General features: G+C 72.2%; 16 protein-coding genes and 1 pseudogene. 5 read left to right on the top strand and 12 right to left on the bottom strand.

What is annotated here, in order from left to right:
• Nucleotides 1-55: 55 nt before the first annotated feature.
• Entirely contained in the window at nucleotides 56-1,321 is a 1,266-nt protein-coding gene (locus tag ACFYW5_RS07075) for an ATP-grasp domain-containing protein (protein ID WP_389415926.1), read from the top strand.
• Between the two features lie 64 nt (nucleotides 1,322-1,385).
• Here ACFYW5_RS07075 and ACFYW5_RS07070 read toward each other — a convergent pair whose 3' ends face one another.
• From ACFYW5_RS07070 to rdlA, 3 genes are all read right to left on the bottom strand, one after another.
• On the bottom strand, nucleotides 1,386-2,099 hold the full coding sequence (locus ACFYW5_RS07070) for a chaplin (protein ID WP_389416425.1): 714 nt from the start codon (nucleotides 2,097-2,099) through the stop codon (nucleotides 1,386-1,388).
• A 136-nt stretch (nucleotides 2,100-2,235) separates the two neighbouring features.
• Nucleotides 2,236-2,463, bottom strand: a complete 228-nt coding sequence (locus ACFYW5_RS07065; RefSeq protein WP_389415925.1) for a chaplin — start codon at nucleotides 2,461-2,463, stop codon at nucleotides 2,236-2,238.
• Between the two features lie 291 nt (nucleotides 2,464-2,754).
• Nucleotides 2,755-3,150, bottom strand: a complete 396-nt coding sequence (rdlA, locus tag ACFYW5_RS07060) for a rodlin RdlA (RefSeq protein ID WP_389415924.1) — start codon at nucleotides 3,148-3,150, stop codon at nucleotides 2,755-2,757.
• 238 nt (nucleotides 3,151-3,388) lie between these two features.
• Between rdlA and ACFYW5_RS07055 the strand changes: the two genes are divergently transcribed.
• The gene (locus tag ACFYW5_RS07055; RefSeq protein ID WP_389415923.1) at nucleotides 3,389-3,781 is read left to right on the top strand and encodes a rodlin; all 393 of its coding nucleotides are present in this window, start codon (nucleotides 3,389-3,391) and stop codon (nucleotides 3,779-3,781) included.
• An 82-nt stretch (nucleotides 3,782-3,863) separates the two neighbouring features.
• Here the strand turns inward: ACFYW5_RS07055 and ACFYW5_RS07050 are convergent, their stop codons facing one another.
• From ACFYW5_RS07050 to ACFYW5_RS07040, 3 genes are all read right to left on the bottom strand, one after another.
• On the bottom strand, nucleotides 3,864-5,402 hold the full coding sequence (locus tag ACFYW5_RS07050; RefSeq protein ID WP_389415922.1) for a von Willebrand factor type A domain-containing protein: 1,539 nt from the start codon (nucleotides 5,400-5,402) through the stop codon (nucleotides 3,864-3,866).
• Between the two features lie 147 nt (nucleotides 5,403-5,549).
• Entirely contained in the window at nucleotides 5,550-6,404 is an 855-nt protein-coding gene (locus tag ACFYW5_RS07045) for an ABC transporter permease (RefSeq protein WP_389415921.1), read from the bottom strand.
• Nucleotides 6,401-9,034: an alpha/beta fold hydrolase gene (locus tag ACFYW5_RS07040; RefSeq protein WP_389415920.1), complete on the bottom strand. Its 2,634-nt coding sequence runs from the start codon at nucleotides 9,032-9,034 to the stop codon at nucleotides 6,401-6,403. Before ACFYW5_RS07040 ends, ACFYW5_RS07045 begins: the two co-directional genes overlap by 4 nt.
• Nucleotides 9,035-9,256: 222 nt before the next feature.
• Here ACFYW5_RS07040 and ACFYW5_RS07035 point away from each other — a divergent pair, with 222 nt between their 5' ends.
• Complete coding sequence (locus tag ACFYW5_RS07035) at nucleotides 9,257-10,642, top strand: condensation domain-containing protein (RefSeq protein WP_389415919.1); 1,386 nt, start codon at nucleotides 9,257-9,259, stop codon at nucleotides 10,640-10,642.
• Here the strand turns inward: ACFYW5_RS07035 and ACFYW5_RS07030 are convergent.
• A complete protein-coding gene (locus tag ACFYW5_RS07030) occupies nucleotides 10,625-12,040 on the bottom strand; it encodes an APC family permease (RefSeq protein ID WP_389415918.1) in 1,416 nt (471 codons plus the stop codon). The genes ACFYW5_RS07035 and ACFYW5_RS07030 overlap by 18 nt on opposite strands.
• Before the next feature lie 354 nt (nucleotides 12,041-12,394).
• Between ACFYW5_RS07030 and ACFYW5_RS07025 the strand changes: the two genes are divergently transcribed.
• Nucleotides 12,395-13,243, top strand: coding sequence for a hypothetical protein (locus ACFYW5_RS07025; protein WP_389415917.1), 849 nt, complete (start codon nucleotides 12,395-12,397; stop codon nucleotides 13,241-13,243).
• Between the two features lie 64 nt (nucleotides 13,244-13,307).
• Here ACFYW5_RS07025 and mmsA read toward each other — a convergent pair whose 3' ends face one another.
• From mmsA to iolC, 5 genes and pseudogenes are all read right to left on the bottom strand, one after another.
• Nucleotides 13,308-14,810, bottom strand: coding sequence for a CoA-acylating methylmalonate-semialdehyde dehydrogenase (gene mmsA, locus ACFYW5_RS07020; protein ID WP_389415916.1), 1,503 nt, complete (start codon nucleotides 14,808-14,810; stop codon nucleotides 13,308-13,310).
• A 14-nt stretch (nucleotides 14,811-14,824) separates the two neighbouring features.
• Nucleotides 14,825-16,702, bottom strand: coding sequence for a 3D-(3,5/4)-trihydroxycyclohexane-1,2-dione acylhydrolase (decyclizing) (gene iolD, locus ACFYW5_RS07015; RefSeq protein ID WP_389415915.1), 1,878 nt, complete (start codon nucleotides 16,700-16,702; stop codon nucleotides 14,825-14,827).
• The gene (gene iolB, locus ACFYW5_RS07010; RefSeq protein ID WP_389415914.1) at nucleotides 16,702-17,550 is read right to left on the bottom strand and encodes a 5-deoxy-glucuronate isomerase; all 849 of its coding nucleotides are present in this window, start codon (nucleotides 17,548-17,550) and stop codon (nucleotides 16,702-16,704) included. The genes iolD and iolB overlap by 1 nt, the downstream gene beginning before the upstream one ends.
• A gap of 7 nt (nucleotides 17,551-17,557) precedes the next feature.
• Nucleotides 17,558-18,442, bottom strand: coding sequence for a deoxyribose-phosphate aldolase (locus ACFYW5_RS07005; RefSeq protein ID WP_389415913.1), 885 nt, complete (start codon nucleotides 18,440-18,442; stop codon nucleotides 17,558-17,560).
• Nucleotides 18,443-18,882: 440 nt separating this feature from the next.
• Nucleotides 18,883-19,827 (bottom strand): annotated as a pseudogene (gene iolC / locus ACFYW5_RS07000) (5-dehydro-2-deoxygluconokinase); the annotation flags it as partial.
• Between the two features lie 151 nt (nucleotides 19,828-19,978).
• Here iolC and ACFYW5_RS06995 point away from each other — a divergent pair.
• Nucleotides 19,979-20,902 (top strand): helix-turn-helix domain-containing protein, encoded by a 924-nt coding sequence (locus tag ACFYW5_RS06995; RefSeq protein WP_389415912.1) that lies wholly within the window; start codon nucleotides 19,979-19,981, stop codon nucleotides 20,900-20,902.
• Nucleotides 20,903-20,957: the final 55 nt, after the last annotated feature.

The raw sequence follows: 20,957 nt of genomic DNA, 5'->3' as shown, positions 1-20,957 counted from the left end.
CACCGTTGTTACGGCTTTCGAGTGCCCCGCTCGCCCGACCGAAGGAATTGAGTCCGTGTCGCTGTTCGACACCCGGATCCCCGCAGTACTGCTGCGGATCGACCGGAATCCCTTTCACCACGGAACGCTGGGCGCCGTGCGCTCGCTGGGCCGGGCGGGCGTGGAGGTGCATGTGGTCGCCGACTGCGTGGCGTCCCCCGTACGCCGCTCCCGTTTCGTGACCCGCGTGCACCCGGCGCCTGCGCCCGGTGCGGCCCCGGCCGACATCGCGGGGGCGCTGCGCAGGGTGGCCGCCGGGATCGCGAGGCCGGCCGTGCTGATCCCGATGGACGACGCGGGCGCGGTGGCGGTGAGCCGGCTCGGCGCGGAGCTCTCCCCCGCGTATCTGCTGCCGCAGCAGCCCCGTTCACTGCCCGAGCGGGTCGCCGACAAGGCCGAGCTGGCCGGGATCTGCGCCGCGGCGGGCATCCCGCACCCCCGCACGCTCGTCCCGGCCAGCGCCTCGGAGGCCGCGGCGGACGCCTGGCGGCTGGGCCTGCCGGTGGTCGCGAAGTGGAGCCGCCCCTGGCTGCTGCCGCCCGGCAGCGGGCTGCGCAGCACGGCGGTCATCCGCTCGGCACAGCAGGCACGGGAGCTGTACGCGCGCACGGCGGAAGCGGGCAGCGAGCTGCTGCTCCAGGCGTTCCTGCCGCCGGGTCCGGACCTGGACTGGTTCTTCCACGGGTACGTCGACCGCGCGGGCGCCCTCCGGGCGGGCGGCACCGGGGCGAAGCACCTGTCCTGGCCGCGCGGCGCGGGGCTGACCGCGGTGGGCCGCTGGACTCCCGACCCCCAGGTGCGGGCGCTGGCAGCGGACTTGGTGGCGCACCTCGGCTACCGCGGCATCCTCGACCTCGACTTCCGCCGCTGCGCCACGACGGGCCAGTACCACCTGCTCGACTTCAACCCGCGCCCGGGCGCCCAGTTCCGTCTCTTCACGGACACCGCGGAACTGGACGTCGTACGAGCCCTGCATTTGGACCTGACCCACCGCCCGCTGCCGGAGGGGTCACCGCGTCCGGGGCGGATGTTCGTCGTGGAGAACTACGCGCCGTTGACGGCCCTGCGTCCGACGCGGCACGGCCGCGAGACGGCCTGGTACGCCCCGGACGACCGGGCGCCGGGCCGGGCGATGTGGACCCTGTGGACCAGGCACGTGTCGCGCCGCGTGCTGGACCGGCTGCGCCGCCTGTGCCGGCGGTCAGGGCCGCCGGCCGAGGCGCGCGTGGTCCGGCAGGGGAAGGCGCCGGTCGTCGACGACGAGAAGGCGGGCAGTCACTGAGGTGCGGGGGGCGCACACACCACGGGTGCCGGACGTACTGGACGTCCGGCACCCGTGGTTCGTCTCACCGATGGGACGCGGCCCGTCCTCGCCGGTACAGAACGGCCCCGCCCGCGATCAGAGCGGCACTGGCACCGGACGCGGCCAGCATGCCCTCACCGCTACCGGTCTCGGGCAGCATGGGCACCGGCCCGTCGTGACCCCCGCCGGGAGGTGGCGGCGGCGTGTGCTCACCGACCGGAGGCGGAGGGGTGTGCCCACCACCAGGGGGCGGCGGGGGCGTGTGGTCACCACCGGGCGGCGGAGGGGTCTGTTCCCCACCGGGCGGCGGTGGCGTGTGACCACCATCCGGAGGCGTGTGCTCACCGCCCGGAGGCGTGTGTCCGCCGCCCGGGGGTGTCGTGGGCGGCTTCGGCGAGGGCGTGTCGCCGTACCCCCCGTCCCCGTCCCCGTGGTCCCCGTCCCCGTGGTCGCGGTCGTCGTGGTCGCGGTCGTCGTCGCCGTGGCCGTATCCGGAATCGTCGTACGGCTCCCCGTACGCACCGCGCTTCGTCGCGTCGTCCGCCGTGGCGCAGTCGTTGCCGAAGGACGGGTTGAGCGCGGCGACCACGTCGACGGTGTTGCCGCAGGCGTTGACCGGGAGCTCGACCGGCGCCGACACATCGTTGCCGGACGCCACGCCGGGCGAATCCTTGGCACCCCCGTCCGCGCTCGTGTCGGCGAGGGCGGGAGCACCGCACAGGGACAGAATGCTTGTCGCGGCGGCGGCCGCGACCATTCCCCTGCTCAGGGTCTGTCGCAATCTCGTTGTCTTCCTGCTTGAAGAAGTGAAGGAAAAAAAACCGGCCTCGGAACGGGGAGAAGGCGTCCGAGGCCGGCCGTGCCACAAGCGGAGTGGCTGGTGCGCTGCGTCGTCAGTCGTTGACGCAGGTGTTGCCGAACGTCGGGTTCAACAGGGCGATGACGTTCACGGAGTTGCCGCACACGTTGATCGGAACGTGCACGGGAATCTGGACCACATTGCCCGAGAGGACGCCGGGGGAGCCGATGGCCGCACCCTTGGCCTCCGCGTCGGCGAACGCCGGGGTGGCCATACCCATGGCCATGATGGCGCCCGCGACAACAGCAACGCTCTTCTTCATGAACTATCCCTTCTCAGCGGTCATGCCTCTTTGTCGGCCGAAGCCGAAGCGAGCGCAGCTGGAACGGCTCGCACCATGACCTGCAGCCTGCTAACGAGCAATTCACGGATGAGGAAGCCATGGAACGTGCGACACCGCGAAGTTCACTCGCATGCCTCGTTCCACGCCGCCGCCGCTCCGCCGGGAGAGTGACGAGCACACCGTCGCGTCGCCCGGAGGGTCCGTTCCCTGACGCGACCGGGCGGCCCGCAGAGAATTCAGCGGACCGCCCGGGCTGCGTGGGGCCACGGCTCAGTTCGACTCGCCGTTCGCCGACAGGACCGACAGGTCCTCCAGGATGTGCGAGAGCGCGCCATCGCGCTTGGCCTGCGTGGAGTTGTCGGTGCACTGCTGCGCCAGGTCGTCCGACAGGATCGGGACGTCCTGGATCGGCACGATGTTGATGACGGCGACGTTGATGTCCTCCAGCGCGGCGCACGGCTTGTTCAGCGTCCCGTCGACCAGCGAGAGCTGCGGGCTCATGTCGCCCTTGGTCGCCGAGTTGCCGAAGGACGAACTGGCACCGTTGCCGTTGGCCACGGCCGGGCCGGAGTCGTCACCGATGGCAAGCGCCTGGGGAGCCGCCGCCACCGACATACCAATGACAGAAGCGGCAGCCGCCGCGGCGACCATTGCCTTCTTGAGCACTTCGCGTTCCTTTCCTCGTAGCGACGCATGTCGTACGGCTTCATCAACCGAGCGCGTCGGGATTGGTTGCGGGGGTTCACCCGGTTGGCCCGCACGGAGTCGAAACGCGGTCCCCGCGGAGCGGCCCGGCAAACGTCCGCGGTGTGGGCCGACGGAGTGAACGGGAGAAACCAAGTCGCGCCAGATCAGTTGGATCAGAGCGCTCCGGTGCACACGTTTTCTCTGAAAGGACTGGCCAGTGATCAAGAAGGTTATTGCCACCGCGGCTCTCGCCGCTTCCGTCGTGGGTGTCTCCGCTGCCACGGCTCCGCAGGCGCTGGCGATCGGTGACGACAGCGGTCCGGTCACCTCGAACGGCAACGGGGCGATGCAGAGCTTCGGCAACTCGAGCACGTACGGCAACATGAGCCCGCAGATGGCGCTCATCCAGGGCTCCTTCAACAAGCCCTGCATCGCCCTGGAGGACATCAACGTCCCCATCGTCAACATCGTCTCGATCCAGGACCTCCCGATCCTGTCGGACGACATGAACCAGCAGTGTGCCGAGAACTCGACGCAGACCAAGCGGGACGGCGCGCTGGCGCACCTCCTGGAGGACGTGTCGATCCTGTCGGAGAACAGCGAGCGCTGACGCCGGTACGAGGGCGGGGCCACCGGTTGTCCGGTGGCCCCGCCCTTCAGTGTGTCCGGCGCTGCCGGCGGTGGGCGGTCGGTCAGTCCTCGGTTTCCAGGGGCAGGGCCCGGCGGATGGTCGCGGCGAGGTCCCGCACCGCCCGGTCCCCGGTGGTGTCCGCCAGCGTGCCGGCGTGCACGGCCAGTTCGCGCAGGGGCGGCGCGCCGGGCAGTGCGGGCCGGGGGTCGTCGCCGCGGCGGAGGGCGTCGGCGAAGTAGGCCGCGACGGCCGTGACCTGGAAGCGGGGGCTCGCGCTCCAGAGGTCGTCGTGGAGCGAGGCCCGCTCCAGCCGGCCGGACTCCTCGTGCGGGGCGCGGGTGTCGGGGTCTTGCCAGCGGACGGTGGCGGTGGCGAGGTGGCCGTCGGCGCCGGGCACGGTGCGGACCGCGTACACGGCGGTCACGGTGTGGCCGGGGCCGACCTCGCCGCCGTCCACCCGGTCGTCGCGGAAGTCGTCGTCGGCGACGCGGCGGTTGTCGTAGCCGACGAGGCGGAACTCGGCGACCGTCTGAGGGTCGAAGGCGACCTGGGCCTTGGCGTCGCGGGCGGTGAGGTCGATGTTCCTCGGCAGTTGTTCGCAGAACACCGTTCGGGCCTCGTCGGAGTCGGAGACGTACGCCGTGTGGCCGTCGCCCCGGTCGGCGAGGCGTTCCATCAGGGCGTCGCCGTAGTCGCTGCCGACGCCGACGCCGAAGAGGGTGATGCCGTGTTCGCGGCGGGCGCCCTCGATGCGTTCGAGGATGGTGTCGGGGTCGGTGTCGCCGTCGTTGGCGAGGGCGTCGGAGACGAGGACGACACGGTTGGTGGCGCCCTCGCGCAGGCCCTCGACGGCGGTCGCGTAACCGGTCTCGACGCCCGCGCCCAGGTCGGTGGAGTACATGGGCTCGAGATCGTCGATCGCGTCGTGGATCGCGTCCCGGTTGCCGCCGAGGCGGGTCATCGGCAGGACGGTCTCGGCCCGGTCGCTGAAGGTGACCAGGGCGACCGAGTCGTCGTCGCGGAGCCGGTCGGTCAGCACGCCGAGGGACTCCTGGGCCAGGTCCAGCCGGCCCGGTTCGGCCATCGAGCCGGAGATGTCCAGGACGAAGGTGAGGGCGGCCGGCGGTCGTTCACCCCGCTGTTCCGAGGGGCGGGTGGCCAGGCCGACCCGGACCAGCGACCAGTCCTCCCGGTCGGTGCGGGCTCCGTCGACGGTCACCGAGAAGCCGTTGCCGTCGGGGCGCGGGTAGTCCTGGCGGAAGCTGTTGACGAACTCCTCGGGGCGGATCGACGACGGGTCCGGCCGCCGGCCCTCGGCGAGGGTGCGGCGGGCATAGCCGTAGGAGGCGGTGTCGACGTCGAGGGCGAAGGTGGAGAGGTGGTCGGGGGACGGGGCGATGTCCCGGGACGTGCCGTCGTCGTCCCGCTCGTCGTGCCCGCCGCTGTCGGGGGCCGGGGCCGGGTGGTAGTCGCCGTTCTTGTCCGTGCTGTCCGTCGCGTGGTCGCCGCTGCCCTGGCCGCAGCCCGTGAGCAGCAGGCCCGCCGTCGTGAGCGCCAGCACCGCGCCCCGCCACCGTCGTCGTGTGCCGTACCGTGCCATCGTCCGTGCCCCCTGGGTCCGTTGACGCCGACTTCTGTGACTGTGACGGGGCCCGGGGGCGGAACGTGCGGTACGGGGTGTTGCGGGTGGGTCTCGAAGTGGGCACGACAGGGGGGCTTCGAGACCGGTGGGTGATCCTCCGGTGACCTAGGACACCACGTCCTTGCGCGCGAAACCGCGGAAGGCCAGCGCGAACAGGACGACGGCGTACGTTACCGAGACGGCGGCGCCCTGGATCATGCCGGACCACTCCGGGGTGGGCTGGACGGCGTCCGCCCAGGCGAACTGCCAGTGCGCGGGCAGGAAGTGGCGCCAGTCGCCGAGGGCGGTCACCGCGTCCAGGACGTTGCCGACGATGGTGAGGCCCACCGCGCCGCCGACCGCGCCGAGCGGGGCGTCGGTCTTCGTGGACAGCCAGAACGCCAGCCCGGCGGTGACCAGTTGGGAGACGAAGAGGTACGCCACGACGACCACCAGGCGCTGGGCCGCGGTGCCCGCGTCGAGCGAGCCGCCGGTGGGGATGGCCAGCGGGCCCCAGCCGTAGGCGGCGGTGCCGACGGCCAGCGCGACCACCGGCAGCAGCACCATCGCGGCCAGGCTCAGGCCGAGCCCGACGACGAGCTTGGACCACAGCAGCCGGGCCCGCGGCACGGGCGCCGCGAGCAGATAGCGCAGGGAGGACCAGCCGGCCTCCGAGGCCACCGTGTCGCCGCAGAACAGGGCGACCGGGATGACCAGCAGGAAGCCGGCGGAGACGAAGAGGTTCACCGCGGCGAAGTTGGCGCCGGAGGCGGTGGCGGTGTCCATCAGGGTGATGCGGTCGCCGCCGCGGTCCGGTTCGCCGCCGATCGCGAAGGCGACCAGCAGCACGAACGGCAGCGCGGCCAGGATGGCGCCCATCACCAGGGTGCGGCGGCGCTTGAGCTGACGGGCCAGCTCCACGCGCAGCGGCAGGGTGCGGCGCGCCCGGTAACCGGAGGCGACCTCGGTGAGCGTGCTCATGCGGAACCTCCGATCAGGGTGAGGAAGGCGTCCTCCAGGCGGCGGTGCGGGCCCACCGACGCCACGGGCACGTCGAGGCGGACGAGTTCGGCGACCAGGCGGGAGGCGCTGCCGTCGGCGCCGAGGCGGACCAGGAGCCCGTCGTCGGTCCGTACGGCCGAGGCAACCCCTTCGAGCGCGGTCACCTTCTCCATGACCGGCTCCTCCACCGGCGTGGCGGTGCCCACCAGCAGGGTGTCGCCGGAGCCGACGATCTCGCCGACCGGGCCCGCCTGGACGAGCCGGCCGCGGTCCATGACCACGAGGTGGGTGCAGGTCTGCTCGACCTCCGCCAGCAGATGGCTGGAGACGATCACCGTGCGTCCGGCGGCCGCGTACCGGATCATCACCTCGCGCATCTCGCGGATCTGCGGCGGGTCGAGGCCGTTGGTCGGCTCGTCCAGGATCAGCAGGTCCGGCAGGCCGAGCATGGCCTGGGCGATGGCCAGGCGCTGGCGCATGCCCTGGGAGTAGGTGCGCACCGCGCGGGCCAGGGCGTCGCCGAGGCCGGCGATCTCCAGGGCCTCGTCCAGGTGGGCGTCCCCGGCGGGGCGGCCGGTGGCGGCCCAGTACAGCTCCAGGTTCTCCCGGCCCGACAGGTGCGGCAGGAAGCCCGCGCCCTCGACGAAGGCGCCGACCCTGGACAGGACCGGGGAGCCGGGGCGGATGGCGTGGCCGAAGACGCGGATCTCGCCGCCGTCCGGCCGGATCAGGCCCATCAGCATGCGCAGGGTCGTCGTCTTGCCGGCGCCGTTCGGGCCGAGCAGGCCGAGGACCTGGCCCTTGTCGACGCGGAAGGTGAGGTCGCGGACGCTGTAGCGGTCGCCGCCCGCGTACTTCTTGCTCAGGTCCGTGATCTGGAGCGGGACGTCGGCCAGTTCCGGGTCGGGGGCGGGTGCCGCGGTGCGGCGGCGGGCGGTCAGCAGCAGGGCCGCGGCGACCAGCGCACCGGCGAGCGGCAGCCACCACACCCACGTGGGCAGCGGGGCGGCGGCGGTGGTCACTGCGGGGGCCGTGGGCACGCTCAGGTCGCTCTTCAGGGCGACCCGGTAGGTCGCGGGGGCGGCCGGGGAGGCGTAGCCGAGGTCGGTGGAGGCGAGGACCAGGCGCAGCCGGTGGCCCCGGTCGATCTCGTGGTCGACGGCGGGGAGCGTGATCGTCACGTCCTTGCCGGACTTCGCGCCCTTCACTCGCACCGGTGCGACCAGCTGGGACGGCAGCACCTGCTGGGTGCCGTCGGCGCCGACGTCGTAGACCTTGGCGAAGAGGACGGCGTCCTCGCTGGTCGACTCGACGTGCACGGTGACCGTCGGGGAGCCGGTGATGCGCAGGTCGTCCCGGAGGGGGGCGGAGTCGAAGCGGGCGTACTGGCCGGGGAAGTCGAGGGAGACGCCGACGCCGAGGGAGGAGAGCTGGGCGAGGCCGCCGCCGCCCAGGCCCGGGAGGGCGGAGACGGCGGGCGGGTTGGCGCCGGCCGGGTTGGCGAAGCTCTGTTCGCGGCCGGTCAGGGCGACCTCCTCGCGGCCGCTGTCCAGACCGGGGTAGCGGTCCCCGCTCGCGCCACGCAACTGGGCCTGGCCGTCGGTGGAGTCGACGCCTCCGGTGCGGGTGACGCGGAAGGCGGGGCCGGTGTCGACGGCCTTGTCGTCCTTCAGGTACCGGTCGAACCAGACCCGGATGCGTGCCCGGAGCCGGTCGACCTCCTGGTCGCCGCCGTCATGGCCGCCCGCGATCCAGTCGACGTCGACGGGGGCGCCGTTGGCGCGGATCGCCCGGGCGGCGGCGTCGGCCTGGCCGAGCGGGAACAGGGAGTCCCTCTGGCCCTGCACCAGGAGCGTGGGGACGTCGATGCGGTCGGCGACGGCGGACGGGGAGCGCTGCTCCAGCAGTGCGCGCGCCCCGGCGTCCGGGGTGCCGGACTCGGCGACCCGCTCGTACATCCGGCACAGCCGGTCCTCGAACCGGTGACAGCCGCCGCCGGTGTTGACGAAGAGGCCGGCCCAGAGCTTCTTGAAGACGCCGTTCGGGAAGAGGGCGTCGGCGAGGTTCCAGTACGTCACCGCGGGGGCGATGGCGTCGACGCGGTCGTCGTACCCGGCGCCGAGGAGGCTGATCGCGCCGCCGTAGGAGGCGCCCGCCATGCCCACGCGCGGGTCGCCGGTCCGGTCGAGCCTGACCTGGGGCTGCTGCGCCAGCCAGTCGATCAGCCTGCTGACGTCGGCGACCTCGCCCTTCGGGTCGTTGAGCCCGATGGCGCCGGTGGACCTGCCGAAGCCGCGGGCCGACCAGGTCAGCACCGCGTACCCGTCGGCGGCCAGCTCCTCGGCCTGCTCGCGCATGTCGTCCTTGCTGCCGCCGAAGCCGTGGCCGAGCAGGACGGCGGGGCGCCGCTCGCCGCCGGGGGCGGTGAAGTACGAGGTGTCCAGGCGTACGTCGCCCGCGGACAGGAGCCGGTCGGCGCGGTGCACCGCGGGCCCCTCGTCCGAGGCGACGGCGGTCCAGGTGCCGGCGCCGGCGAGCACGACGACGGCGGCCCCGGCGGCCAGCAGACGCCGGGGCCGCCGGGACGGCCCTCGCAGTCGAAGATCCATGCGTCAACGGTACGGGGTCAACCTGTCGGGGAGTTGTCGACCGCAGGGTGAACCGGCCCACCTCCCACGGGCGTACGGCGGCCTCCCGCATACCGCGCCCGTGGTACGAGGACCGCTGTTCGAGGCGCCACCCGATCCACTGAAGCGGGGCGAAACGGTACGCCCTGGCGCCGGGCGCGGCAGACCCTAGAAGGTCCGCCCCCATGCGAACGGAGACGCCCTGTGCGCATCACCGACATCCAGCGCTGCGAGGTCCGGCCCGGCCGGCTCGTCGAGTGGACGCTCAGTCCGGCGACCGTCGAGAGAGCCTCGCGGCTGCCGGACGACACGCGCCCGCCGGCGTACATCCAGGAGTCGCACATCAGGACCGCCCGGACCGTGCGCGAGGACGGGCTGTTCGTCCCGACCTGGCTCGGCACGGCGTTCGACGTCCCGGGCCGGATCGATCTCGACGCCCTCCAGGACGCCCTGCGGACCTGGACGCTGCGCCACGAGACGCTGCGCAGCGGCTTCCGGCTGGCCGGTGACGAGCTGCGCCGGTTCACGCTCGGCTCCGAGGAGGTGGCGCTGCACCGCGAGGTGGTCGGTGACTTCACCGACGCGGCGGACCTGGTCCAGCACCTGCAGGACCGGTTCGACGCGGTGGCGGACGCGCTGCGCTGGCCGAACCTGATCTACGCGGCGGTGGTGCGGGACGACGCCACCAGTGTGTACCTGGCCTTCGACCACAGCAATGTCGACGCCTACTCCCTGCACCGCATCCCCGCCGAGCTGTACGAGCTGTACGCGGCGGCCCTCGCGGGCCGGGCCGAGGAGCAGCCGCCGGTGAGCAGTTACATCGACTTCTGCGAGCTCGAACGGGCGGACGCGGACCGGATCGACGAGAACCACGAGATCGTCGGCCGTTGGCGGGAGTTCATCAGGCGGTGCGACGGGCGGCTGCCGGGCTTCCCGGTCGATCTCGGGGTGGAGCCCGGGGGGCCGCTGCCCGGGCAGAAGCTGATGCGGGAGATGCTCGTCGGCCCGGAGGACGCCGCCGCGTTCGAGGCGTACTGCCGGCCCTGCGGCGGGAGCCTGGTGGGTCTGCTGGCGGCCACGGCGCTCATCGTCCGGGAGATCGGGGGGCAGTCCGTCTACCGCACGGTCGTGCCCTTCCACACGCGGGCGAAGTCGCGGTGGTCGGATTCCCTGGGGTGGTACGTCGGGGGTGCGCCGATCGAGGTGCCGCTGGTGCCGGAGCCGGACTTCGCGCAGGCCCTGCGGAGCGTGCGCGCGCAGTTGCAGGCGGCCCGGCCGCTGGCGCGGATGCCGCTCGCCCGGGTGCTGACCCTGCTGGGGGCCGATTTCCGGCCCACCTCGCCGGACCTGTACTCGATCGTGTCGTACCTCGACGCCCGGGGGATTCCGGGCGCCGGGGACTGGGCCGGGCGGTCGGCGTACGCGCTGATCAGGGTGTCGTACGGGGATCAGGTCTGTGTGTGGGTGAACCGGCTGCACGAGGGGCTCTGGCTCGCCAGCCGGTACCCGGACACGGACGTCGCGCACAAGAACATGCGGCTGTACGTGGAGCGGTTGCGGGATGTCGTGGTGTCAGTGGCCCGCGGGTGAGGACTGGTCCCGCTCGTCGTGCGGGAGGGTCACCAGCCATCGTGTGGTCCGCCTCGGGCGCAGGTACAGCGCCCAGTACAGGGTGGCCACGGCCGTGATGCCGCCCGTCCACAGCAGGTACTCCGTCTCCTGCTGGGTGAGGATGTAGGCCAGGACGACGATCAGCAGGACCGGCATGGCGGGCCACAGGGGCATGCGCCAGGCGGGGCGGTGCCGGTGGGCGCCGCGGCGGGCCAGCAGGGCGGCCACCGCGACCAGCAGGTACATGCCGGTCACCGACACGCCGGTCACGCCGTACAGGGTGTCCAGGTTGACGAAGCACATGGCGGCGCCGGGGACGCCGACCGCCAGCGTGGCGACCCAGGGGGAGCCGAAGCGGCCGAGCTTGGCGAAGACGGCGTTGACCGGCTCGGGCCAGGCCTTGTCGCGGGCCGAGGCGAACAGGACGCGGGAGTTCTGGATGACCATGACGATGCCCGCGTTGATGATCGCGAGGGCCACGCAGAGGCTGACGAAGGTGCCGACCGCGGAGTTGGACCAGGCCTCGACCATGCCGCCGATGTCACCGCCGGTCAGCGTGGAGAGGTCGGAGGCGCCAAGGGTGATGCCGATGACCGGGACCAGGATGATCACGGCGGAGATGCCGAGGGTGGCCAGGACGGTACGGGCGACGTTGCGGCGCGGGTTCTCCAGTTCCTCGGAGAGGTAGACCGCGGTGGAGAAGCCCTGGGTGACGAAGAGGGCGATGGCGAGCCCGGAGACGATCAGCATTGCCGTCACGGTGTCGACGCCGCCGTCGGCGCCGGCCACCTGGAGCGAGACCAGGCTGTCCGGGCCGCGCTCGGCGTGGGCGAAGCCCAGCACGGCGACCACGGCCGCGGCCACCACCTCCAGGACCAGGAAGACGCCGGTGATCCAGGCGTTCGCGCGCAGGTCCAGCAGACCGGCGAGGGTGGCGAGCAGCATCACGCCGGCGCCCGCCATCGAGGGGTCGAGGTCGACGATCGGGGCGAGATAGTCGGCCGTGCCCATCGCGATCACCGGGGGCACGATCATCACGACCAGCAGGGAGAGCACGAAGACCAGCCAGCCCGCGAGGCGTCCGGCCATCGTGGTGACCATCGCGTACTCGCCGCCGGCGCTGGGGATGAGGGTGCCCAGCTCGGAGTAGCAGAACGCGACGGCGATGCAGAGCAGGGAGCCGATCGCGATGGTGAGCGCGGTGGCGGTGCCGAGCGAGCCGAAGAGGTCGGGGACGACCACGAAGAGGGTGGAGGCGGGCGTCACACAGGAGATCGTGAGCAGAGTGCCGCCGACGACTCCGATCGAACGCTTCAGCTCCGGTGCGCGGGCCGGTACGTCATCGGGGACGAGGGACTTCTCCAGCGTGTCGGTCATGCGGCGGTTCCGATCGGCTCGTGCGGGGTGGTTTCGGGCGGGAGCGCTATCGCCTCCGGCGGCTTCGGTCGTACGTGGTTTTCCGTCCGCTCCCGGCGCTGCATGGAACACCGACGAAAACCAACACGTCAATGGTTGTTTACCTACGAAATCCGCAGCCGAAGGGCCCTCTAGATCGCGTATACAGCAGAAGAGGCAAGCTGTTCCGCTTATTGCGGCCGTACGGGAACCGCAACGTGAAGCCCGAAAAAACTGCCGACGTCCGGCATACGGACGTGTCGGCGGGGGCCGCTAGAGTCGTTTTGTCACACAGCGATGTCACACAGCGAAGACACAGCGATGGGGTGGGGACGGATGAAGCTGAGGCACACCACGGCCTGGGTGGGGCTCACGGCGGCGGCCCTGGTGGCGGTCACCGGGTGCGGGTCCGAGGGGGCCGGGGAGACGACGAAGAAGGCGGCCGAGGCGGTCACCGGGTCGGACAAGATCATGGCGGCGCTGGCCCGCGCCACCGACCGCACCGAGCAGCTCGGTTCGGCGGAGGTGAGCATGTCGACCGACCTCGGCACGGGCAAGCCGATAGCCATGGAGGGCACCTACTCGTGGGGTGACGGCATGGCCTACGACGTCCAGATGGACACCGCGGCCGCCCAGATGCAGGAGCTCCAGGACGACCCGACGATCCAGGTCCTGCTCGTCGACGGCGTCTACTACTACGACGTCGACCCGCAGGCCTCCGGCCCGATCGCGGGCAAGGAGTGGATCAAGGTCGACTCCTCCGCGGTGTTCGGCGACAGCGGCAGCCAGGCCTACAAGGGCGGCGGCGACGCGGGCAACCCGACGGCGTCCATGAAGAGCCTGAAGTACGCGGGCGATGTCGAGGACCTCGGCGCCGAGACCGTGAACGGCCAGAGCACGACCCATTACCGGGCCGTGCTCGACGAGAACGACATGGGCAAGTTCAAGGACGCCTACAGCGGCGAGGACAGCATGCTGGGCGCCATGACCGGCGGCGCCACCACCATGGAGATGGACATCTGGGTCAACGACAAGGACCTGCCCGTCCGCATGGAGCAGGTGATGGGCTCCATGTCGATCTCCATGGACTTCGCCAAGTTCGGCGCCACCAAGGACATCGCCGCCCCGCCGGCCGCGCAGACCGCCGACCTGACCGAGGCGGTCAAGGAGCAGAACGGCCAGTGACACGACCGGGCCCGGGCACGTGAAGTGCCCGGGCCCGGCTGGTGCCGCTCAGTGGGTGCGCGGATCAGTGGTTGCGCGGGAAGCCCAGGTCGACGCCCGCCGGGGCCTCGGACGGGTCCGGCCAGCGGGTGGTGACGACCTTGCCGCGGGTGTAGAAGTGCGTGCCGTCGTTGCCGTAGATGTGGTGGTCCCCGAAGAGGGAGTCCTTCCAGCCGCCGAAGCTGTGGTAGCCGACGGGGACCGGGATCGGGACGTTCACGCCGACCATGCCGGCCTCGATCTCCAGTTGGAAGCGGCGGGCGGCGCCGCCGTCGCGGGTGAAGATCGCGGTGCCGTTGCCGAACGGCGAGCCGTTGATGAGGGCCACGCCCTCCTCGTAGGTGTCCACGCGCAGCACGCACAGCACCGGGCCGAAGATCTCGTCCTGGTACGCCTTCGCAGTGGTCGGCACCTTGTCAAGGAGCGAGATGCCGATCCAGTGGCCGTCCTCGTGGCCCTCGACCGTGTAGCCGGTGCCGTCCAGGACGACCTCGCAGCCCTCCGCCGCCGCGCCCTCGACGTAGGACGCCACCTTGTCGCGGTGGACCTTGGTGATCAGCGGGCCCATCTCGGAGGAGGGGTCGTTGCCGGGGCCGATCTTGATCTTCTCGGCGCGCTCGCGGATCTTCTCCACCAGTTCGTCGCCGATCGCGCCGACGGCCACGACCGCGGAGATCGCCATGCAGCGCTCGCCCGCCGAGCCGTAGGCCGCGGAGACGGCCGCGTCGGCCGCCGCGTCCAGGTCCGCGTCGGGCAGGACCAGCATGTGGTTCTTGGCGCCGCCGAGCGCCTGCACGCGCTTGCCGTTGGCCGAGGCGGTGGTGTGGATGTAGCGGGCGATCGGGGTCGAGCCGACGAAGGAGACGGCCTTGACGTCCGGGTGCTCCAGCAGGCGGTCCACGGCCACCTTGTCGCCGTGGACGACGTTGAAGACGCCGTCCGGCAGACCGGCCTCGGCGAGCAGCTCGGCGATCTTCATCGCGGCCGAGGGGTCCTTCTCCGACGGCTTCAGCACGAAGGTGTTGCCGCACGCGATGGCCAGCGGGAACATCCACATCGGGACCATCGCCGGGAAGTTGAACGGCGTGATGCCCGCGACCACGCCGAGCGGCTGGCGGATCGAGGCCACGTCCACGCGGCTGGCGACCTGCGTCGACAGCTCGCCCTTGAGCTGCACGTTGATCCCGCACGCCAGGTCGACGATCTCCAGGCCGCGCGCGACCTCGCCGAGGGCGTCGGAGTGCACCTTGCCGTGCTCGGCGGTGATCAGCTCGGCGATGGCGTCCCGGTTGGCGTCCAGCAGCGCCCGGAACTTGAACAGGATCGTGGTGCGCTGGGCCAGCGAGGACTGGCCCCAGGTCACGAAGGCCTCCTTCGCGGCCTGTACGGCGGCGTCGACCTCGTCGACCGAGGCGAACGCGACCTTCGTGGTGACCGCGCCGGTGGCCGGGTCGGTGACCGGCCCGTAGGTACCCGACGCGCCGTCGACGGACTTGCCGCCGATCCAGTGGTTGACGATCTTCGTCATGACCAAGAACTCCTTCACAGATGGCGGCGTCGGGTTGAGACGTGCCGGTCGTACTCGTCGCGGGCCTTGACCGCCGACGGTCGGGTCGCGGTCTCGGCCACAGGAACATCCCACCAGGCCTGCGCCTCGGGCGCGCCCGACACTGTGTCTGCCGTTTCGGTCTCCACGTAGACACATGTGGGCGTGTCGGCGGCCCGTGCCTCGGCGAGGGCCGCGCGCAGGTCCCGGACGGTCCGCGCGCGCAGGACGCGCATGCCGAGGCTGGCGGCGTTGGCGGCCAGGTCGACCGGGAGCGGGGCGCCGGTGTAGGTGCCGTCGTCCGCCCGGAAGCGGTAGGCGGTGCCGAACCGCTCGCCGCCCACCGACTCCGACAGGCCGCCGATGGACGCGTACCCGTGGTTCTGCACGAGCAGCACCTTGATGGCGATGCCCTCCTGCACGGCGGTGACGATCTCCGTCGGCATCATCAGGTAGGTGCCGTCGCCGACCAGCGCCCAGACGGTGCGCTCGGGGGCGGCGAGCTTCACGCCGATCGCGGCCGGGATCTCGTAGCCCATGCAGGAGTAGCCGTACTCCAGGTGGTACTGGTCGGCCGACCGGGACCGCCACAGTTTGTGCAGGTCACCGGGGAGCGAACCGGCCGCGTTGATGATCACGTCCGACTCGTCGACCACGGCGTCCAGCGCGCCGATGACCTGCGGCTGGCTCGGTCGTACGTCCGGCTCCGGGGCCGCGAAGCAGGCGTCCACGCGCTGTTCCCAGCGCGCCTTGTCCTCGGTGTACTCGGCGACGTACGCCGGGTCGAGCCGGTGGTCGTGCATCTCCAGCCGCGCGGTCAGCTCCTCCAGGCCGGTGCGGGCATCCGCGATCAGGGGCGTCCCGGAAAGCTTGTGGCCGTCATAGGGCGCGATGTTGAGGTTGAGGAAGCGGACGTCCGGGTTCTGGAAGAGGGTGCCGGAGGCCGTGGTGAAGTCGGTGTACCGGGTGCCGACGCCGATCACCAGGTCGGCGGTGCGGGCCAGCCGGTCGGCGGTCTCGGTGCCGGTGTGGCCGATGCCGCCGACGTCCTGGGGGTGGTCGTGGCGCAGGGAGCCCTTGCCGGCCTGGGTGGAGGCCACCGGGATGCCGGTGGCGGCCGCGAACTCGGCGAGGGCCTCCTCGGCGCGGCTGTGGTGGACCCCGCCGCCGGCCACGACGAGGGGCCGCCGTGCGGTGCGGATCGCGGTCACGGCCCCGGCCAGCTCGGCCGGGTCGGCGCCCGGCCGCCGTACCGCCCAGGTGCGCTCGGCGAAGAACTCCTCCGGCCAGTCGTAGGCCTCGGCCTGCACGTCCTGGGGCAGGGCGAGGGTGACGGCGCCGGTCTCGACCGGGTCGGTGAGCACCCGTACGGCCTGGAGGGCGGCCGGGATCAGGGCCTCGGGGCGGGTGACGCGGTCGAAGTACCGGGAGACCGGGCGCAGGCAGTCGTTGACGCTGAGGTCGCCCGCGTAGGGGACCTCCAGCTGCTGGAGGACCGGGTCGGCCGGGCGGGTGGCGAAAATGTCCCCGGGGAGCAGCAGGACGGGGAGGTGGTTGACGGTCGCGAGGGCGGCGCCGGTGACCAGGTTGGTCGCGCCGGGGCCGATCGACGTCGTCACCGCGTGCGTGGACAGCCGGTTCGACTGGCGGGCGTAGCCGACGGCCGCGTGCACCATGGACTGCTCGTTGCGGCCCTGGTGGTACGGCATGACATCGGCGTACTCGACGAGCGCCTGGCCGAGTCCGGCGACGTTGCCGTGGCCGAAGATGCCCCAGGTCGCGCCGATGAGCCGGTGCCGGGCGCCGTCGCGTTCGGTGTACTGCGCGGCGAGGAAACGGACCAGCGCCTGGGCGACGGTCAGCCGGGTGGTCATCAGTACCCCTCCGTGTGGTCCGGGTGGAAGCAGATCCGCCACTCCCGGGTCTCCCCCGGGCCCGCCATGACGTTCAGGTAGTACATGTCGTGGCCGGGCTGGGCGATCGACGGGCCGTGCCAGCCGTCGGGAACGAGGACGACATCACCCGAGCGGACCTCGGCGAGCACGTCGGAGCCGCCCTCCCGGGAGGGGGACACGCGCTGGTAGCCGAAGCCGTGCGGGCCGTCGATCTCGAAGTAGTAGATCTCCTCCAGCTCCGACTCCTCGCCCGGCCGGTGCTCGTCGTGCTTGTGCGGCGGGTACGAGGACCAGTTGCCGCCGGGGGTGATCACTTCTACGGCGATGAGCTTGTCGCAGGCGAAGGCGTCGGCGGAGGCGAAGTTGCGTACGTGGCGCAGCCGGTTGCCGCTGCCGCGCTGCTCCACGGGGACCTCCGGCGCGGGGCCGTAGCGGGCGGGGAGTCGTCGCTCGCACCTTGCTCCTGCCAAAGCAAAGCGGCCACCCGCGCCGGAGGCGATCTGGACCCGGGTGTCCCGGGGGGCGTACGCGAAGTCGGTGACCGACGCGAACACGCTTTCCCGGCCCAGGAGTTGGAACTCTTCCTGTTCTGTTTGCACGGTACATCCACCGCTGAGGGGGAGGACGATCCATTCGCTGTCCCCGGTGGTGAAGGTGTGCGTACCGGCGGGCGCGAGCTCGACGATCCGCAGGCTGGAGTGCGTCCAGCCGGCCCGGTCGGGGGTGATGTCGAGGACGTGGTCCGCGTCGGCGGTGGCGCCTTTGGGGATGTACAGCTCGTTTTTCGTCGGGTTCTTCGTCGGGCTTGTCCTCAGGTTTTTCGTCATGCGGCCCTCACAGCAGTCCTACGGCGGTGTCCACGGCGGCGGCCACGTCGCCGTCCGCCGGATACAGCAGCGAACGGCCGACCACCAGGCCGCGCACGGTGGGGAGTTGGAGGGCGCCGCGCCACTTCTCGTAGGCGGCGTCCTGGTCGTCCCCGATGTCGCCGCCGAGGAGCACGGCGGGCAGCGTCGAGGTCTCCATGACCTCGGCCATGTCGTCCGGGTTGTCGGTGACCGGGACCTTGAGCCAGGTGTACGCCGAACTGCCGCCCAGGCCCGAGGCGATGGCGATGGACCGGGTGACCGCGTCGGCGGAGAGGTCGTTGCGGAGTATGCCGTCGGGGGTGCGACGGCTGATGAACGGCTCGACGAACAGCGGGAGGTGCCGGGCGGCCATCTCGTCGACGGCGCGGGCGGTGGACTCCAGGGTGTTCAGGGAGCCGGGGTCGTCGTAGTCGATGCGCAGGAGGAGTTTTCCGGCGTCGAAGTTGAGGCGGGCGATGTCCTCGGGGCGGTGGCCGGTGAAGCGGTCGTCGAGTTCGAAGGCGGCGCCCTGGAGTCCGCCGCGGTTCATCGAGCCCATGACGACGCGGTCGTCGAGGGCGCCGAGGAGGAGCAGGTCGTCGAGGATGTCGGCGGTGGCGAGGACTCCGTCGACGCCGGGTCTGCTGAGTGCGAGGCAGAGGCGGTCGAGGAGGTCGGCGCGGTTGGCCATGGCGTGCTTGCGGTCGCCGACGCTCAGGGCTCCGCGGGCGGGGTGGTCGGCGGCGACGATCATCAGGCGGTCGCGGGTGGGGGTGAGCAGGGGGCGTCGCCTGCGGCGGGCGGCGGCTTCGGCGATGGCCTCGGGGTGGCGGGTGCGGGTGCGGATCAGCTCCGCGATGTCGACGGTCACCGGGGGGCTCCGTCTCCGGTCTCGGCCTCGGCCTCGGCTTCGCCTTCGGCCGGTCGGTTCCCACCCGCACCACCCGTGCGGCTCTCGTCGTCGGGTGCGGGTGGCCCCTGTGGGGCGGGGTCGCCGTCGGCGGGTGCGGGGGGTCCTGGTGGGGTGCGGGGGTCGTCGGCGGGGGCGGGTGGGCCTGATGGGGTGCGGGGGTCGTCGGCGGGGGCGGGGGGTCCTGGTGAGGTGCCATCGCCGCCGATGGGGGCGGGTGGTGCTGACGGGGTGCGGGCGCCGTCGGCGGGGGCGGGGCGCCCCTGCGGGGCGCGATCAGCGGCGATGGGTGCGGGGGGCCCTGGTGGGGCGAGATCGCCGTCGGTGCGTCCGGGTGGCCCGGGTGGGGTGCGGGCGCCGTCGATGGGGGCGGGGGGTGCTGGTGGTGGCTCTTGTGGGGGGACCGAGCCTGTGGTCAGGGTCGTCCTCAGCTCCTCGGGGGTCGGCATTGCCGAGGAGCATTCCAGGCGGGAAGCCACGATGGCGCCGGCCGCGTTGGCGTGGCGCATGGTCGTCTCCAGGTCCCAGCCGCTGAGCAGGCCGTGGCAGAGGGACCCGCCGAAGGCGTCGCCGGCGCCAAGGCCGTTGAGGACGGTCACCGGGAGCGGGGGGACCTCCGCCCGGTCGCCGTCGCGGTGCACGGCCAGCACGCCCTTGGGGCCCTGCTTGACCACGGCGAGTTCCACCCCGGCGTCGAGCAGCGCGCGGGCGGCGGCGTGCGGGTCCCGGACTCCGGTGGCGACCTCCACCTCGTCGAGGTTGCCGACGGCGACGGTGGCGTGCCGGAGCGCTTCGGCGTAGAAGGGGCGGGCCGCTTCGGGGTCGCTCCAGAACATGGGGCGCCAGTCGAGGTCGAACACCGTGATGCCGGACTTGGCGCGGTGGGCGAGCGCCGCGAGGGTCGCCGTACGGCTGGGCTCCTCGCTCAGTCCGGTGCCGGTCACCCAGAAGACCCGGGCGGCGCGGATGGCGTCGAGGTCGAGTTCATGGGCGTCGATCTCCAGGTCGGGCGCCTTGGGCTGCCGGTAGAAGTAGAGCGGGAAGTCGTCCGGCGGGAACACCTCGCAGAAGGTGACCGGGGTGGGCAGGCCCGGGACCGGGGTCACCCAGCGGTCGTCGACGCCGAAGCCCCGCAGGGCCTCGTGGAGATAGGTGCCGAAGGGGTCGTCGCCGGTGCGGGTGATGACGGCGGTGTTCCGGCCCAGCCGGGCCGCGGCGACCGCGACGTTCGTCGCCGAGCCGCCGAGGAACTTGCCGAAGGAGGTGACCTGCGGCAGAGGGACGCCCGTCTGCAGCGGATAGAGGTCCACCCCGATCCGCCCCATGGTGATCAGGTCGTACGCCATCGCGTTCCCCTTCGTATCGGCTCTCCCGGCTTTCTAGCCCTGGCGACGGAGCCCTGTCAATGTTTTGTCCAGACATTCGGACCAGACGTGGCACCTGAGCGAGCGGCTCCCGCGGGTGTCGTTCCCGCCGTACGGCTGCCATGCTCGGTGCGTGCTTGTTCGGTCCGGGCACGGGCCCGGTGGATCCTGGGAAGTCGCCTTCGGCCGGCCCCACCCCCGGCTGCGGCCGGGACTGATCAGTTATCGCGGGTTCCGGCTCGGCTTCGAGCGGCCCCGGCGACGGCTGGAGACGCCGATCGGGGCGGCGACCGTGCTGTTCGGGTTCGGGGACCCGGTGCGGATCCTGCGCCCCGGGCGGACGCCCGACACGCTGGTGTCCCTGTTCGGCGGGCCCACGACCACCCCGGCCGTCGGCGAGCACAGCGGGCGGCTGGCCGGGATCGAGGTGCTGCTCACGCCGTGGGCCGCGTTCACCCTGTTCGGCACTCCGCAGCACGAACTCGCCGACCGCACGGTCGACCCAGACGAGCTGCCGCACGCCCTGGACATCGGCGTGGGCGAACTCGCCGACGCGCTCGCCTCGTTGCCGACCTGGCGGGGCCGGTTCGGGCTGCTGGACGAGGTGTTCACGCGCTGGTCCGCGGCCGGGGTGCCCAGTTCGGGGCGAGTGGTGCGGGCCTGGGCGGAGCTGGTGCGCACGGGCGGCGCGATGCCGGTGCCGCGGCTCGCGGAGGAGGTCGGCTGGAGTGCGCGGCACCTGGAGAGCCGGTTCCGGGAGCAGATCGGGCTCGGCCCGAAGGCCGCGGCCCGGGTGCTGCGCCTGCAGCGGGCCCGGCGCCTGCTGGCGGCCGGACGCGCCGCCGCCGAGACCGCGGCCCTGTGCGGGTTCTACGACCAGGCCCACCTGAGCGGTGAGTTCAAGACGATGACGGGGTGCACGCCCCGTCAGTTCACGGCCGCCCGGCGGTCGTCGGCCCCGACCGCGGAGGGGTCTGCGGTCGCGGACCGGCTGGCGGGCGAGGCCACCAGTCTTGTGCTCGCGTCCGGCGGCAGTTCGGTTTTTTCCAATACCTGACGGGATCTCCACCGGCACGCTGTGCCCCTGACCTCGCGCGGACGACGAGCCGAGG

Origin of the sequence: Streptomyces sp. NPDC002779, from assembly GCF_042888685.1 — a bacterium.
Classification (GTDB): Bacteria; Actinomycetota; Actinomycetes; order Streptomycetales; family Streptomycetaceae; genus Streptomyces.
Note: the sequence above shows the minus strand (reverse complement) of the source record. Positions and strands in the feature narration are given on the sequence as shown.

Excerpts from the sequence above, each read along its gene's own strand:
- ACFYW5_RS07070 (WP_389416425.1), bottom strand. The coding sequence starts at position 2,099 with ATGGTCGCGGCCGCCGCCGCGACAAGCATTCTGTCCCTGTGCGGTGCT.
- ACFYW5_RS07065 (WP_389415925.1), bottom strand. The coding sequence starts at position 2,463 with ATGAAGAAGAGCGTTGCTGTTGTCGCGGGCGCCATCATGGCCATGGGT.
- ACFYW5_RS07050 (WP_389415922.1), bottom strand. The coding sequence starts at position 5,402 with ATGGCACGGTACGGCACACGACGACGGTGGCGGGGCGCGGTGCTGGCG.
- ACFYW5_RS07045 (WP_389415921.1), bottom strand. The coding sequence starts at position 6,404 with ATGAGCACGCTCACCGAGGTCGCCTCCGGTTACCGGGCGCGCCGCACC.
- ACFYW5_RS07040 (WP_389415920.1), bottom strand. The coding sequence starts at position 9,034 with ATGGATCTTCGACTGCGAGGGCCGTCCCGGCGGCCCCGGCGTCTGCTG.
- ACFYW5_RS07030 (WP_389415918.1), bottom strand. The coding sequence starts at position 12,040 with ATGACCGACACGCTGGAGAAGTCCCTCGTCCCCGATGACGTACCGGCC.
- ACFYW5_RS07025 (WP_389415917.1), top strand. The coding sequence starts at position 12,395 with ATGAAGCTGAGGCACACCACGGCCTGGGTGGGGCTCACGGCGGCGGCC.
- mmsA (WP_389415916.1), bottom strand. The coding sequence starts at position 14,810 with ATGACGAAGATCGTCAACCACTGGATCGGCGGCAAGTCCGTCGACGGC.
- iolD (WP_389415915.1), bottom strand. The coding sequence starts at position 16,702 with ATGACCACCCGGCTGACCGTCGCCCAGGCGCTGGTCCGTTTCCTCGCC.
- iolB (WP_389415914.1), bottom strand. The coding sequence starts at position 17,550 with ATGACGAAAAACCTGAGGACAAGCCCGACGAAGAACCCGACGAAAAAC.